Origin of the sequence: Curtobacterium sp. BH-2-1-1, from assembly GCF_001806325.1 — a bacterium.
Taxonomy (GTDB): Bacteria; Actinomycetota; Actinomycetes; order Actinomycetales; family Microbacteriaceae; genus Curtobacterium.
The window spans coordinates 303,875-317,949 of the sequence record NZ_CP017580.1; the positions used below are offsets into that span (position 1 = coordinate 303,875).

The window sequence follows — 14,075 nt, forward strand, 5'->3', positions numbered from 1 at the left end:
GACACACCGCGACCGACCCACACCACAACGCGCGACCGCCCCACACCACAACGCGCGACCGACCCGCAGCCCGACGCGCGACCGAACGCGCTCAGCTCGACACGCGACCGAACGCGCTCAGCCCGCCAGCGCGTCCAACTCGGCGAACCCGTCCAGCGCCACGCTCGACGCCTGGTGCAACCAGCTCTTCCGGTGCAGCGCGTGCGCCCCCACCGACCGGATCGCGTCGTAGTGCGCCGTCGACCCGTACCCCTTGTTCGACGCCCACGCGTAGTGCGGCGCCTCGTCGTGCGCAGCCGTCATGAGCGCGTCACGGGCGACCTTCGCGACGACCGACGCCGCCGCGACCGAAGCGCAGTCCCGATCGGCCTTGACCCGCACGACGACCTCGAGCGGGTCGGACGGCAGCCGGAGCGTCACGGGGACGGCACGAGTGAGCCAGTCGAACGAACCGTCGAGGACGACCACGGCCCCGTCGAGCGAGAGGCCATCCGCCACGAGGGCCCCGATCGCCGAGGCCCCGGCCTGGCCCAACGCCGGCACGATGCCCTGCTCGTCGACCACCGAGGCGGTCGCCATCCCCACCGCGGTCCGGGTCCACCGGCGGACGACGGGGTCGAGGGCCTCGCGACGAGCCGCGGTGAGCAGCTTCGAGTCGGCGAGCCCCTGCGGCACCCGGCCGATGTCGAGCGTCACGGCAGCGACCCCGACGGCGACGGGCCCGGCGATCGCGCCGCGGCCGACCTCGTCCATCCCGATGACGGTCACCCGGCCGTCGGCCAGGAGCTTCTTCTCGAGCCGGAGCGACGGCCGGACGGCGGTCACTTCTCCCGCTCCTCCACGCCCGCGAACACCTCGGGGTGGTCATCCAGCCAGGTCCACCGGCTCGACGGCCACGAGATGACGAAGGCACGGCCGGTCACGTCGGACAGCGGCACGAACCCCTTCGACGGGGTGTCGCCGTTGTACCGCGAGTCCTTCGAGTCGTAGCGGTTGTCGCCCATCACCCAGATGGTGCCCTTCGGCACGGTCACCGAGAAGTCGGTCCCCGAGGCGCGGGTCTCCCCCGTGGGCAGCTTGAGGTACGGCTCCTTGATCGGCACACCGTTCACGGACATCTGCCCGAGGTCGTTGCAGCAGGACACCTTGTCGCCGGGCAGGCCGATGACGCGCTTGATGAGGTGGTCGTCGCTGTCGCCGGTGCCGAGGCCGACCTGGGTGAGGAGCCAGTCGATGGCCTTCGCCGGCTGGGTCGTCGGCGTCACGCTCGGCACCTCGGACCCGGTGAGCCACCCGCCCGGGTCCTTGAACACGACGACGTCGCCGCGCTTGAGGGACACCACGTCTGGCACGAGCTCGTTGACGATCACCCGGTCGTTGATCTGCAGCGTGTTCTCCATCGAAGCCGACGGGATGTAGAACGACCGGATCAGGAAGGTCTTGACGAGGAACGAGACGAGCAACGCCGCGATGAAGATGATGACGAGGTCGCGGAGGAAGGTGAGGACACCGTTCCGCTTCTTCTCGACACGGGGCCGGCGCCCGGTTTCGTCAGTCGTGTCCGTCATTTCCGCTCTCGTTCAACCACAGGATCCCGTCGCGGACCGCAGGAGTCCACGAAAAAGGGAAAGCCCCCCGTCGATGCACAACCGTACATGGACGAGGGGCCGACAGCGGCGTCCGGCTCGCGGACGCTCACTGTGAAGGCGATCAGGAGTCGCGCTTCTCCTTGATCTTGCGACGGGCAGCCTTGCCGCGGAGTTCGCGGAGGTAGTAGAGCTTTGCACGACGGACGTCACCCTTGGTGACGATCTCGATGTGGTCGATGATCGGCGAGTGCACCGGGAACCAGCGCTCGACGCCGACCTGGAAGCTCACCTTGCGGACCTTGAAGGTCTCGCCGAGGCCGTGACCCTGGCGTCCGATGACGACGCCCTGGAACACCTGGACACGCGAGCGCGTGCCTTCGATGATGTTGACGTGCACCTTGATGGTGTCGCCGGGGCGGAAGTCCGGGACGTCGGTGCGCAGCGACGCTGCGTCGACGTGGTCGAGGAGCTGGCTCATGATTGGGTCACTCTCTGCGGACGCACACGGGTCGCCGCGGATCGAATTCGGTAAGTGAAGGTGTGTGCCCGGTGTCGGCGACTCCCCCTTGGCAGAGTCCAGCCAGGGCACGGCTACCCATCTTGCCACAGCAACCCACGTCCGCAAAACGCGCGAGGATGGTCCCATGATCGAACTCCGCACCCCCGCCGAGCTGGACGGCCTGCGCGCCGCCGGACGGTTCGTGGCCGACGTCCTCGACGAACTGCTCGACACCGTCGACGTCGGCGTGAACCTGCTCGACCTCGACCGGGTGGCCGCACGGATGATCGCCGACCGCGGCGCGGTGAGCTGCTACGTCGACTACCACCCCTCGTTCGGTAAGTCGCCGTTCGGCAAGAACCTCTGCACCTCGGTCAACGACGCGGCGCTGCACGGCCTGCCGTACGACCGTGTGCTCGTCGACGGCGACCTCGTGAGCCTCGACTTCGCCGCGAGCGTCGACGGCTGGGTCGCGGACTCCGCCGTCACAGTGCAGGTCGGCACCCCGCGCGAGGACGACCAGCGCCTGATCGACACCGTCGAGCGCGCGCTCACCGCGGGCATCGCCCAGTTCCGCACGGGCAACAAGCTCGGCGACGTGTCGTACGCGATCGGTCGCGTCGCGAAGGACGCCGGCTACGACGTGAACCTGCAGTTCGGCGGGCACGGCGTCGGCAGGACGATGCACGGCGACCCGCACGTCCCGAACGACGGCCGGCCCGGGCGCGGTCTCAAGCTCCAGAAGGGGCTGGTCGTGGCGATAGAGCCGTGGCTCATGCAGGGCACCGCCGACCTGTTCCAGGACGACGACGGCTGGACGCTCAAGAGCGTCGACGGCTCGCGCGCCGCGCACGTCGAGCACACCGTCGCCGTGACCGACGCCGGTCCCGAGGTCCTCACCCTGCGTCGCGCCCAGCGCGCCGACGCGACCGCCTGAGGGTCCGCAGCCAGCGGCGCACCGAGCCCAGGCGGTCACGTCCGGGCCGGGAGGCGCGGTGCGGGCCGCTCCCGCGCCTCCTGTCTCGCAGTGCGCGGCCGGCGCCGAAGCCGCGGAAGCGACAGGTCACAGCCGTGCGGCGCGGTCCGTGCCGCGAGCGCGACAGACGCCCGCCAGCAGGTGGCGCACTGCTGTCGCTTTCGCGGAGCGCGCGTCCGACCGCCCGCGCGCAGCCGCGCACAGCGCCAGCCGCACGCAGCGCCAGCCGCGCGCTACGCGTCCGGCAGCAGATCCGGCCGGACGCGCCGCGTCCGCTCCACCTGCTGCTCGTGCCGCCACGCACCGACGCGGGCGTGGTGCCCACTGAGCAGCACGTCCGGCACGTCGAAGCCACGCCAGGACGCGGGCTTCGTGTACGACGGGTACTCGAGCAGCCCGTCTTCGTGGGACTCCTCGACGAGGGACTCGGGGTTGCCGACGACTCCGGGCACGAGTCGCCCGACGGCCTCGATCATCGCCATCGCAGCGACCTCGCCGCCGTTCAGCACGTAGTCGCCCAGCGAGAGCTCGACGACCGTGGCGTGCGCCGCGGCCCACTCGAAGACCCGGGCGTCGATCCCCTCGTACCGCCCGCAGGCGAACACGAGGTGGTCCGACGTCGACGCGAGCGAGCGCGCGATCGACTGCGTGAACGGCGTGCCGGCGGGCGTCGGGACCACCAGGGTCGACGAGCCGTCGGGCCGGAACAGCGACTCGAGCGCGAGCGCCCACGGTTCGGGCTTCATGACCATGCCCGCTCCCCCGCCGTACGGGGTGTCGTCGACGGTGCGGTGCCGGTCGGTCGTCCACGAGCGGAGGTCGTGCACGTGCAGATCGAGCAGGCCGCCGGAGCGGGCCTTGCCGAGCAGCGAGACGTCCAGCACGGAGAAGAACTCCGGGAAGATCGTGACGATGTCGATGCGCACGCGCGCTAGTCCGTCACGGTCTCGGGTCGGGACGTGTCCTCGGGGTCCTCGAACAGGCCCGTCGGCGGCGTCACGGTGACGGTGCCGGCGGCGATGTCCACCGCGGGCACGATCGCCGAGACGAACGGCACGAGGACCTCGCCCCGCGACGGGGTGTCGATGGCGAGGAGGTCCTGCGCCGGCAGGTGGTCGACCCGCGCGACGGTACCGACCTCGACGCCGTCGCGGAGGACCTTCAGCCCGACGAGCTGGTGGTCGTACCAGGCGTCGTCCTCACCGGTCTCGGCGTCGGCGTCCTGCTCGACCCAGAGGATCGCCCGCGCGAGCGTCTCGGCTGCGGTGCGGTCCCCGATGCCCTCGAAGAAGGCGACCGGGTGGCCGTTGTACCAGCGGAGCTCGTCGAGCGCGATGGTCTTGCCGGCCCAGGGCGAGTCGTCCGGGACCTGGAGCGTGAACACGGCTCCGGGCGTGAACCGACGATCCGGGTCGTCGGTGTAGAGCTCGAGCTTGATGCCGCCCTTGAGCCCGTGCGCCTTCGTGATGCGACCCACCCGGAGCTGGGTCGTCTCCCTAGGAATCGGTGTCGACCACGTCGACACGCACCCGCTTGCCGTCGGCGAGAGCCGAGACGAGGGTGCGCAGCGCCTTTGCGGTCCGTCCGGCGCGACCGATCACGCGGCCGAGGTCCTCGGGGTGCACACGCACCTCGAGGACCTCGCCCCGCACGGAGGTGGAACTGGCGACGCGCACGTCGTCAGGGTGATCGACGATCCCCTTGACGAGGTGCGTCAGCGCGGATTCGAGCAAGGAATTACGCCTCGGTCGTCTCTGCGGTCTCGTCGGCCGACTCGGCCGGAGCGGCGGCGGGGGCCGTCTTCTCCGACTTCGGCTTCAGGACGGCCTTCTTCGAGGAGTCCACGACGAACGCCTGCTTGGGCTCGGCGACCTTGACCTTGGACTCGGTGTCCTTCTCGCCCTTGAACTTGGCCCAGTCGCCGGTCAGCTTGAGGAGGGCCGCGACCTGCTCGGTCGGCTGCGCGCCGACGCCGAGCCAGTAGAGCGCACGCTCGGACTCGATCTTGATGACCGAGGGCTCCTCGGTCGGGTGGTACTGACCGATCTCCTCGATGACGCGACCGTCGCGCTTGGTGCGCGAGTCGGCGACGACGATGCGGTAGTACGGCGCCCGGATCTTACCGAGACGCTTGAGACGGATCTTGACAGCCACAAATGCTCCTGTTGCGTGTTGTTGTGGTTGAACCGGACCGCGGGCGTGGGGGCACACACGGTGGAAGCTCGATGAGACCGTGATCCGCTGGATAGAGGGTCGAGCGGACACGATTCGACCGTTCATTCTTGCAGGTTTCCGAGCGAGAAGCGAGTCGGGACGCGCCGTCAGGGTGCGAGTCGTCGAACCGCTTCGAGCGCTTCGGACGTGGCACGCACTGCGTCGACGCTCCGGGCGTCGCGTGCGCCGCCCACGACGGCGTACGGCACACCGGCTGCCAGGAGGCGCGGCTCGAGTCCGTCGGACGGCCCTGCGCCCGCCGCGGCGCCCGTCCCGAGCGCCCGCTCCTGCCCGGCGCAGACCACCACGTTGTCCGCGGGGACGCCGCGTTCCTCGCCGTGCTCGTCGCGGATCCAGAGCACACCGGGCTCGATGCGGAGGTACTCCTGCACGCCGCCGACCAGGTGCACGCCGGCGTCCCGGAGCCGGCCGATCGCCACCCAGCGGGAGGTGATGCCGATGCCCTGCCCGAACTTGCCCGAGCGACGGAGGACGGTGACGTCGCCCCCGGGTCGGAGCGTGCGGGTCGCCACGGGGAGCCGCTGCGGCACGTCCCCCACGACGGTGTCCGCGACGTCGAGGTCCCAGCGGACGCCGAACTCGGTGGCACGCCGGGCCTCGTCGGGCGACTCGACGAGGAACGCCGCCGTGTCGACGCCGATCCCACCGCCGCCGATGATCGCGACGGTCCCGGCGGGGACGCCCTCGCGGAGCGCCCGCTCGTAGGACCGGACGTGCGGCAGGTCGGCACCGGGGACGTCGATCGTCCGGGGCACGACACCGGGGGCGAGCACCACGGCCTCGCTCGCGGTGAGGTCCGCGGCCGTGGCAGCCCGACCGAGGTGGATCGTCGCGCCGCGGTCCTCGAGCTCGGCGCGGGCGGCGCGGACCGTCGCCGCGTAGTCCTCCTTGCCGGGCACCAGGGCGGCGAGGTCGAACTGTCCGCCCAGCCGGTCGGACGCCTCCCAGAGCGTCACGGTGTGACCGCGACGAGCGGCGTCGACCGCGGCGGCGAGCCCGGCCGGGCCACCACCGACGACGTCGACGCGCTTCGGGTCGGTCGTCGGGCGGGCGGGGAAGGCGACCTCGCGGGCGGCGCGCGGGTTGACCAGGCACGACACGGGCTGGCCGACGATCGAGCGGTCGAGGCAGGCCTGGTTGCAGCCGATGCAGGTGTTGACGAGGTCGAAGGCGCCGGCGAGCGACCGGTTCACGATCGCGGGGTCGGCGAGGAACGGGCGCGCGAGGGCGACCGCGTCGAGGCGCCCGTCGGCCAGCACGGCCTCACCGTCGCGCAGGTCCGTCATCCGGTTCGACGCGATGACCTTCACGTCCGGGTACGCCGAAGCGCGGACGACGCCGGCGATGCGGGCGGCGTACGCGAGCCACGCGCCGTGCGGCACCGCGGCCTGCACGGTCGGCGTGCGGGACTCGTGCCAGCCGATGCCGACCGAGATCCCGTCGAGGCCGAGGGGCAGCAGCTCGTGCACGAGCGCGTCGACGTCGTCGTCGGTCGACGAGCCGGGCATCAGGTCCGCGCCGGAGAGCCGGATCGTCACGGCGAGGTCCGGTACCGCCCTGCGGACGGCGTCGACGACCGCCACCGTGAACCGACGACGCCGGACCGCGTCCCCGCCCCACTCGTCGTCGCGCAGGTTCGTCAGCGGCGACTGGAACTGGTTGATGAGGTAGCCCTCGGACGCCATGATCTCGACGCCGTCGAAGCCGATGTCCCGCGCGGACCGGGCGGCGTCCGCGAAGTCCTCGATGGTCTGCTCGATCTCGGCGGCGGTCAGCTCGACCGGCACCACGCCACGGGCAGCCGCCCACGGCAACGCGGACGGGGCCACCACACGCTGGGGTTCCCCGTGCCGGTCGACCATCCCCGACGCGAGCGCGTACCGCCCGGCGTGGAAGAGCTGCGCGAGGATCACCGAACCGGCGTCGTGCACGGCGTCGACCGCCGCACGGAACCGCTCGTCCGCTCCCCCGACGCCGAACACGGCGAAGTCCGGGCCACCACGGGCCTCGTCGCTCACCGCGATGCCGCCGGTGATGATGCACGCGGCACCGCCCGCGGCGCGCTCACGGTAGAACGCCGCCATGCCGGCCCCCCCGTCGTCGTGCACCTCGAGCCCGGTGTGCATCGACCCCATGACCACCCGGTTCGGCAGGGTCAGGGGGCCGAGCGTCCACGGCGAGGAGACGACGGCGAGGTCGGGCATGGCGACGGTGCTCATGCGCCTACTCTGCCGTGTCGGCAGCCGTGTCGGCAGCCGAGTCGGCAGCAGCGTCGGCCGGCGGCAGGACCGCGTCGCGCAGCGGGGACGTCGTGTCCGCCCAGAACGGCGGGGCGATCACGGTCAGGCCGCCGTCGACCGACAGCACCTGGCCCGTGATGTATCCGGCCTTGTCGGAGAGCAGGAAGTCCACCGCGTCGGCCATGTCGTCGGCGGTGCCGGGACGCTGCAGCGGGAGCTTCTCGAACACGGTGTCGATCGGCGCCTGACCGGGCACCTTCGTGTAGAAGTACTCGAGCGAGTCGGTGTCGATGAGCCCGCCGTTGACCGCGTTCACGGTGATCTGACGGGGCCCGAACTCGACCGCCATGTACTTCATGTAGGACTCGCTCATGGCCTTCGCGGCACCGAGCGCGGCGTACGTCGGGAACGCGCGGAGCGACCCGTACGAGGTGACCACCACGATGCGGCCGCCCCTGTCCATGAGCTGTGCGGCACGCTGCGCACCGAGGACGAACGAGCGGGCGTTCGTGGCGTAGCTGCGGTCGAGGTGGTGCAGCTTGAGGTCCGCGACGGGCTTGAAGGCGCTCGCGGCGGCGTTCGCGACGAAGTAGTCCAGACGCCCGTACGTGTCGCGGACGAGGTCGAACAGCGCGTCGATCGACTCGGGCTGCTCGATGTCGACCTGCGCCGTGATCCCGTCGCCGCCCGCGGCCTTGACGTCGGCGAGCGACTCCTCGGCCAGGTCGGCGTTGCCCTTGTACGTCACGACGACGGTGACGCCGCGCTGGCCGAGCTTCTGCGCGAGCAGGCGGCCGATGCCGCGGGAGGCACCCGTGATGAGGGCGATGGGAGCAGTGGTTGCAGCCAATGTGTTCCTTGCGTTGTCAGGGCCTGGAGGCGCGGTGCGGGCCCGCACCGCGCCTCCAGGCCATGGAGTGGTTGCGGGTCAGAACCCGGCCTGGCCGGTCACGACGGCGCGGCCGACGACCAGCTTCTGGATCTCGTTGGTGCCCTCCTCGAAGCGCTGCGCGCGCGCGTCGCGGTAGACGCGCTCGATGGCGTTGCGCTTCCAGTAGCCCTGGCCGCCGTGCACCTGCAGTGCCTTGTCGGTGACGCGGGCGAGCATGTCGACGGCGACCATCTTCGAGGCGCTGGACAGCGTGCCGGCGTCCGGACGGCCCTCCTCGTAGGCGCGGGCCGCCTCGAGGACGAGGGCGCGCGCGGCGGCGATGTCGGCGTAGTTCTCCGCGACGTAGAACTGGATCGCCTGCCGGCTGGAGAGCTTCTTGCCGAACGTCTCGCGCTTGTTCGCGTACTCGACGGCGAGCTCGTTCGCACGCTCGGCGAGGCCGACGGCGCTCATCGCGACGGACACGCGGCTCGGCAGCAGGAAGCCGCCGAGTGCGACCTCGAGGCCCTGGCCCTCCTCACCCAGACGGGCGGACGCCGGGATCGGGGTCTCGGTGAAGCGGAGGATCGCGTGGTCGGTGCCACGGATGCCCATGGTGTCGGAGTCGTCGATCACCTCGGCGCCGGGCAGGCCGGAGTTCGGCATGAGGAACGCGACGGTGCCGTCCTGGCCTGTGGTGCCCTCGAGGCGCGCGGCGATGAGCCAGTAGTCGGCCTTCACGCCGAACGTGATGAGGTGCTTCTCGCCGTTCATCACGTAGGTGTCGCCCTCGCGGCGGACGGTCGTGCGGATGTCGGCACCCGTGCCCGCGGTCGCCTCGGTCAGCGTGAACGCGACGAGCTTGTCGCCGGCGACGCTCGGCTTCACGACCTCGTCGAGCTGCTCCGGCGTCGCGTACGGCTGCATGGCGCGCCAGGTGCCGTTGATGACGTGCACGAGCATGCGGATCGACGCGTGCGAGCGCGACACGATCTCCATGATCTCGAGGTAGCGCGAGAACGGGATGCCCCGTCCGCCGAGCTCGGCCGGGGCGGCGAGCGACAGCCACCCCTTGTCCTTGAGCTCCTGGAACAGCTCGGGCGCGACCTGGCCGGTGCGCTCGATCTCCTCCGCCCACTCCTCGCCGCGACCGCGGACCCACTCGGCCACCTCGGCCTTGAGCTCCTGGAAGGCGGCCTCGGTCTGCGGCTCCATGACCATCGTCATCTGTCAGTTCTCCTTCGTCGCGACGAGCGCGGCTGCCTGCTCGCGCAGGACGTTCTTCTGGACCTTGCCGACCGCGTTGCGCGGCAGCTCGGCGATGTACTCGAGACGCTCAGGCCAGTAGTACTTGCTCACGCCGGCCTTGTCGAGCGCGCGCTGCATCGCGGCGAAGTCGAGCTGCTCCGCACCGGCCGCCGGCACGACGAACGCGCAGGCGCGCTCCCCGAGGCGGGCGTCCGGCATCGCGACGATCGCCACGTCGGTGACGAGCGGGTGCTGGTAGAGCAGGTTCTCGATCTCGACGACCGGGATCTTCTCGCCACCGCGGTTGATGACGTCCTTGACGCGGCCGGTGATGGACAGGAAGCCCTTGGCGTCGACCTTCGCGAGGTCGCCGGTCTTGTACCAGCCGTCCTCGGTGAAGACGTCGTCCGTGAGGTCCTGCCGGTCGAGGTACCCGTCGAACATCGTCGGCGAGTGCAGCTCGAAGTTGCCCTCGGTGTCCGCCGGCAGCTCGTGCCCCTCGTCGTCGACGATGCGGATCCGGATGCCGGGCAGCGCGCGACCGTCGTGACCGTAGGCGTCCGCCGGGTCGTCGGTCGGGCTGGAGAGCGCCCCGAGGCAGGTCTCGCTCGTGCCGAACGCGCCGAGGATCGCGGTGCCGAGCACCGTCGCGGCACGCTGGGCCAGTGCACGGGGCACCGCGGCGCCCGTCGGCACGAAGATCCGGAGGGACTCGGGCTGTCCGGCCCCGGCCTCGACGAGGTCGACGAGGTCGGTCAGGAACGGCGTCGCGCACTGCACGAACGTGGCCTTCGCCGCGCCGAACGCCTGCTCGAGCGCGACGGTGCCGTCCCACACGGGCTGGATGACCTGCGGTGCGCCGAGCCGGAAGGCCAGGAGCATGCCGTACAGGAACCCGGTTTGGTGGGCGAGCGGCGACGGGATGTAGATCCGGTCCTCGCTCGTCAGGCCGGACTGGGCGACGTGCATGGCGGTCGCCAGGCCGAGCGTGCGGTGCGGGTGCTGCACGCCCTTCGGCTCGCCGGTGGTGCCGGAGGTGAAGAGCAGCTGGCAGACGTCGTCCGGGCCGGGCGCGTGGGACAGGATCTGGTCGACGTCCACCTGCACCGAGTCGAGCGCGGTGTCGAAGTAACGCCAGTTCCACTCGCTCGCGGCGACGCGGTCGGCGGCGTCGGCGGGCAGCGGCGGCTGGTTCGTCGGGCTGTCCGCCTGCCCGCGGGCCTCGGACCGGAGCACGACGACGTGCTCCACCGACAGGCGGCGCTTCTGGGCCTTCGCCTCGTCGATGACCTCGAGCAGTTCGAGCGCCGGGCGACGCTTCCGGAAGACGTTCGGCAGGAAGACCACGCGGGCGCGGGACCGGGCCAGCGTCATCGTGGTCTCGCGGGGACCGAACACGGGCATGATCGGCGTCGCGACGGCACCGATCTGGATCGCACCGAGGGTGATCGAGACGAACTCGCGCCAGTTCGGCAGCTGCATCGCCACGGACTCGCCCGTGCGGACACCGAGCTCGAGGAGCAGGGCGGAGACCTTGTCGGCCTCGTCCTGCAGCTCGCGCCACGTCGTGTTCACCGGCTCGGGGCCGCCGACCTCGATCACGGCGAGGCCGTCCGGGTCCTGCTGGGAGAGTGCGCGGACCTTCTCGCTGAGGACGAGCGGGTCGGCGTCGACGCCGGCGAGCTCGGGCAGCGCGCTCGTCACCGTCTCCTGCTCATCCCCCAGGTCCGTGCTCTCCGCAGCGGCTTCGGCGGCGTCGATCCGGTCGTCGCGGGCGATCTGCGCCTCGGCGCCGTCGCCGACCTCCATGTCGAGGCCGACCGAGTTCATCGCCTCGAGGAACGTCGGGTAGGAGATCCGGTAGGCGCGCGGGTAGGTGAGGGCGGAGACGCCGTCGGCCTTCGACGCGGCGACGGCCAGCGACATCAGCACGCGGTGGTCGTTGAACGAGGACATCGGCGACCCGTGCAGGTCACCCGGACGGACACCGGTGACGCGCAGCTCGTCGGCGCCCTGCTCGGCGCGGCCGCCCAGTCGGTTGAGCTGGAGCATCGCCGCGACGCGGTCGGACTCCTTCAACCGGATGTGCGCGACGTTCCAGAGCCGGGTCGTGCCCTCGGCGAAGGTCGCCATCGTGGACAGGATCGGCAGCAGGTCCGGGATCGGCTGGCAGTCGATGTCGAGGGGGCGCAGCGGGGAGCCGTCGTGCTCGATGCGCACGAAGCCGGTCTCCTCGTCGATCCGCATCGGGACGCCCATCGCCGTGGCGAGGTCGAGGAACTCGCTCTCCGGGTGGTCGGTCTCGGCGGTGGTGAACGCCGTCATGCCGCGGAGCAGCACGTTCGACTCGCGGATGCCGGCTGCGGCGATGCCGAACGCCGCCGAGCCGATGTCCGGCGGGATCACGTAGTCGTGCGGGGTGGCCTGCTGGTTCGCCGGGATCCGGTACTCGAGCCAGTCGTAGGACACCTCGACCGTGAGGCCGAACTGGCGCATCATGCGCACGGTCAGCTCGACGTACGGCTGCTCGTTGAGCCGTCCGCCGGTGATGTGGATCCGGGTCTCCTCCTCCGCGAAGGGCGCGACGAGGAGCAGGCCGGAGATCCACTGCGACAGGGTGCCGGCGATCTGGACGTCGCCGCCGCGCGGACGCTTCGGCTGCACGGTGACCGGCGGGCAGTCGTTCGTGGCCTCGAGCTCGATGCCCATCTGGGTGAGCGAGGTGAGCAGGGCCTTGATCGGGCGGCGCTGGAAGTACTTCATGCCCGAGAGGGTCATCGGCTCGTCCGCCAGCGACGCGAGCCCCGTCATGAAGTAGAGCGTGGTGCCCGAGGAGCCCATGTTGAGGAGCCCGTCGGCGCCCCGGGAGCCGTGGTCGACGACGTCGGTGGCCTCGTACCGACCGCCGAGGCCTGTGACGTGGTACTCGTTCCCGCGACGCTTGACGTCGACGCCGAGGGCACGGAGCGTGCCCACGGTCCACTCGACCTGCCGGGTCGCACTGATGCCGGAGACGATGCTCGTCCCCTTCGCCAGCGACGCGAGCACCAGCGCGCGGTGCGCGTGGTACTTCGAGACCGGGATGTCGAGTTCTCCGACGAGCGGTGCGTTCGTCCCGCGCACGACCAGCTGCATGCCTACCTCTTCCCTGTTGAGCGTTACTACGGTACGCCCGGTGTGGATCGTCTGTGAATCGGATCCGCACGACCGGGAGTGCGGTTCCTTGTGTGTGTCCGACAAGGAGCCGGGCAGGATGTACAGCATGGACATCCGTTTCACCGAGTCCCGCCCGTCGACCATCGGCGTCGAGTGGGAGCTCCCCCTGGTCGACCGGGACACCGGCGACCTGACCCCGCGTGCCCCCGCCGTCATCCAGGCGGTGCAGCAGCGGCTCGGTGACCACGACCGGGTGACCGAGGAGCTCCTGACGAACACGGTCGAGGTCGTCACCGGCGTCCACTCGCGGGTGAGCGGTGCCACGAGCGAGCTGTCCGGCATCATCGGCGAGGTCGTCGACGCCGCCGAACCCCTCGACGCGCAGGTCATGTGCGCCGGCACCCACCCCTTCGCCGTGTGGGACCAGCAGGAGATCACGCCGGACAGCGAGCACTACACGACCCTCATCGACCGCACCCGGTGGTGGGGCCGTCAGATGCTCATCTGGGGCGTCCATGTCCACGTCGGCATCGACGACCGCGACAAGGCGCTGCCGATCCTCGGCGCGATGCTCGCGTACGTGCCGCACCTGCAGGCCTTCACGGCGTCGAGCCCGTTCTGGGCCGGCACCGACACCGGGTACGCCTCGAACCGCGCGCTGATGTTCCAGCAGCTGCCGACCGGTGGCCTGCCGCCGGCACTCGGCGCGTGGGCGAACTTCGAGGAGGTCGTCGACGACCTCACCCGCACCGGCGTCATCGAGGGCGTCAAGGACCTCCGTTGGGACATCCGCCCGTCGCCCGGCTGGGGCACCCTCGAGAACCGCGTCTCCGACGGCATCTCGACCCTGCACGAGGTCGGGGCGGTGACCGCGCTCGTCCAGTGCCTCGTCACCGAGATGTCCTACCGGCTCGACGCCGGCGAGACCCTGCCGACCATGCAGCCCTGGTTCGTCCGCGAGAACAAGTGGCGCGCGGCCCGGTACGGCATGGAGGCCGAGATCATCACGAACGCGGCCGGCGACGAGCGGCTCGTGACCGACGAGGTGCACGACCTCGTGCAGCGGCTCGATCCGGTGGCGGATCGTCTCGGGTGCCAGCAGGAGCTGCACCACCTCGACACGATGATCGCGGACGGCGCCTCCTACCAGCGGCAGTTGCAGGTCGCGCAGGAGAACGGCGGAGACCTCCGCGCCGTCGTCCGGCACCTGGTCACCGAGCTGCGCGACTCGCTCTGACCGTCACCGTCCGACGGACTGGAG

At 71.0% G+C, this 14,075-nt stretch carries 13 protein-coding genes; 2 read left to right on the top strand and 11 right to left on the bottom strand.

What is annotated here, in order from left to right:
• Positions 1-117 precede the first annotated feature (117 nt).
• The 3 genes from BJK06_RS01350 to rplS form a co-directional block, all read right to left on the bottom strand.
• The gene (locus BJK06_RS01350; RefSeq protein ID WP_070416399.1) at positions 118-825 is read right to left on the bottom strand and encodes a ribonuclease HII; all 708 of its coding nucleotides are present in this window, start codon (positions 823-825) and stop codon (positions 118-120) included.
• Positions 822-1,568 (bottom strand): signal peptidase I, encoded by a 747-nt coding sequence (gene lepB, locus BJK06_RS01355; RefSeq protein WP_070416400.1) that lies wholly within the window; start codon positions 1,566-1,568, stop codon positions 822-824. The genes BJK06_RS01350 and lepB overlap by 4 nt, the downstream gene beginning before the upstream one ends.
• Positions 1,569-1,710: 142 nt before the next feature.
• Complete coding sequence (rplS, locus tag BJK06_RS01360; protein ID WP_022905818.1) at positions 1,711-2,067, bottom strand: 50S ribosomal protein L19; 357 nt, start codon at positions 2,065-2,067, stop codon at positions 1,711-1,713.
• Positions 2,068-2,233: 166 nt separating this feature from the next.
• Here rplS and map point away from each other — a divergent pair, with 166 nt between their 5' ends.
• Entirely contained in the window at positions 2,234-3,025 is a 792-nt protein-coding gene (gene map / locus BJK06_RS01365) for a type I methionyl aminopeptidase (protein WP_070416401.1), read from the top strand.
• A gap of 272 nt (positions 3,026-3,297) precedes the next feature.
• Here the strand turns inward: map and trmD are convergent, their stop codons facing one another.
• The 8 genes from trmD to aroA form a co-directional block, all read right to left on the bottom strand.
• Positions 3,298-3,990 carry a tRNA (guanosine(37)-N1)-methyltransferase TrmD gene (gene trmD, locus BJK06_RS01370; protein WP_070416402.1) on the bottom strand — a complete coding sequence of 231 codons (693 nt, stop codon included), beginning with the start codon at positions 3,988-3,990 and terminating at the stop codon, positions 3,298-3,300.
• A 5-nt stretch (positions 3,991-3,995) separates the two neighbouring features.
• Positions 3,996-4,541 carry a ribosome maturation factor RimM gene (gene rimM / locus BJK06_RS01375; RefSeq protein ID WP_181015126.1) on the bottom strand — a complete coding sequence of 182 codons (546 nt, stop codon included), beginning with the start codon at positions 4,539-4,541 and terminating at the stop codon, positions 3,996-3,998.
• A 19-nt stretch (positions 4,542-4,560) separates the two neighbouring features.
• The gene (locus BJK06_RS01380; protein WP_070416403.1) at positions 4,561-4,797 is read right to left on the bottom strand and encodes an RNA-binding protein; all 237 of its coding nucleotides are present in this window, start codon (positions 4,795-4,797) and stop codon (positions 4,561-4,563) included.
• Positions 4,798-4,801: 4 nt separating this feature from the next.
• Positions 4,802-5,218, bottom strand: a complete 417-nt coding sequence (rpsP, locus tag BJK06_RS01385) for a 30S ribosomal protein S16 (RefSeq protein WP_070416404.1) — start codon at positions 5,216-5,218, stop codon at positions 4,802-4,804.
• A 167-nt stretch (positions 5,219-5,385) separates the two neighbouring features.
• The gene (locus BJK06_RS01390; protein WP_083294969.1) at positions 5,386-7,518 is read right to left on the bottom strand and encodes an FAD-dependent oxidoreductase; all 2,133 of its coding nucleotides are present in this window, start codon (positions 7,516-7,518) and stop codon (positions 5,386-5,388) included.
• 4 nt (positions 7,519-7,522) lie between these two features.
• Positions 7,523-8,389 (bottom strand): SDR family oxidoreductase, encoded by an 867-nt coding sequence (locus tag BJK06_RS01395; protein WP_070416405.1) that lies wholly within the window; start codon positions 8,387-8,389, stop codon positions 7,523-7,525.
• Positions 8,390-8,467: 78 nt separating this feature from the next.
• Entirely contained in the window at positions 8,468-9,637 is a 1,170-nt protein-coding gene (locus tag BJK06_RS01400; protein WP_070416406.1) for an acyl-CoA dehydrogenase family protein, read from the bottom strand.
• Positions 9,638-9,640: 3 nt separating this feature from the next.
• The gene (aroA, locus tag BJK06_RS01405) at positions 9,641-12,793 is read right to left on the bottom strand and encodes a 3-phosphoshikimate 1-carboxyvinyltransferase (protein ID WP_070416407.1); all 3,153 of its coding nucleotides are present in this window, start codon (positions 12,791-12,793) and stop codon (positions 9,641-9,643) included.
• Positions 12,794-12,911: 118 nt separating this feature from the next.
• Here aroA and BJK06_RS01410 point away from each other — a divergent pair, with 118 nt between their 5' ends.
• Positions 12,912-14,051 carry a glutamate--cysteine ligase gene (locus tag BJK06_RS01410; protein ID WP_219810647.1) on the top strand — a complete coding sequence of 380 codons (1,140 nt, stop codon included), beginning with the start codon at positions 12,912-12,914 and terminating at the stop codon, positions 14,049-14,051.
• Positions 14,052-14,075 lie beyond the last annotated feature (24 nt).

Bases quoted from the DNA above. Each gene is read 5' to 3' on its own strand.
- lepB (WP_070416400.1), bottom strand. From the start codon at position 1,568: ATGACGGACACGACTGACGAAACCGGGCGCCGGCCCCGTGTCGAGAAG.
- rplS (WP_022905818.1), bottom strand. From the start codon at position 2,067: ATGAGCCAGCTCCTCGACCACGTCGACGCAGCGTCGCTGCGCACCGAC.
- map (WP_070416401.1), top strand. From the start codon at position 2,234: ATGATCGAACTCCGCACCCCCGCCGAGCTGGACGGCCTGCGCGCCGCC.
- BJK06_RS01390 (WP_083294969.1), bottom strand. From the start codon at position 7,518: ATGAGCACCGTCGCCATGCCCGACCTCGCCGTCGTCTCCTCGCCGTGG.
- BJK06_RS01400 (WP_070416406.1), bottom strand. From the start codon at position 9,637: ATGACGATGGTCATGGAGCCGCAGACCGAGGCCGCCTTCCAGGAGCTC.
- aroA (WP_070416407.1), bottom strand. From the start codon at position 12,793: ATGCAGCTGGTCGTGCGCGGGACGAACGCACCGCTCGTCGGAGAACTC.
- BJK06_RS01410 (WP_219810647.1), top strand. From the start codon at position 12,912: ATGTACAGCATGGACATCCGTTTCACCGAGTCCCGCCCGTCGACCATC.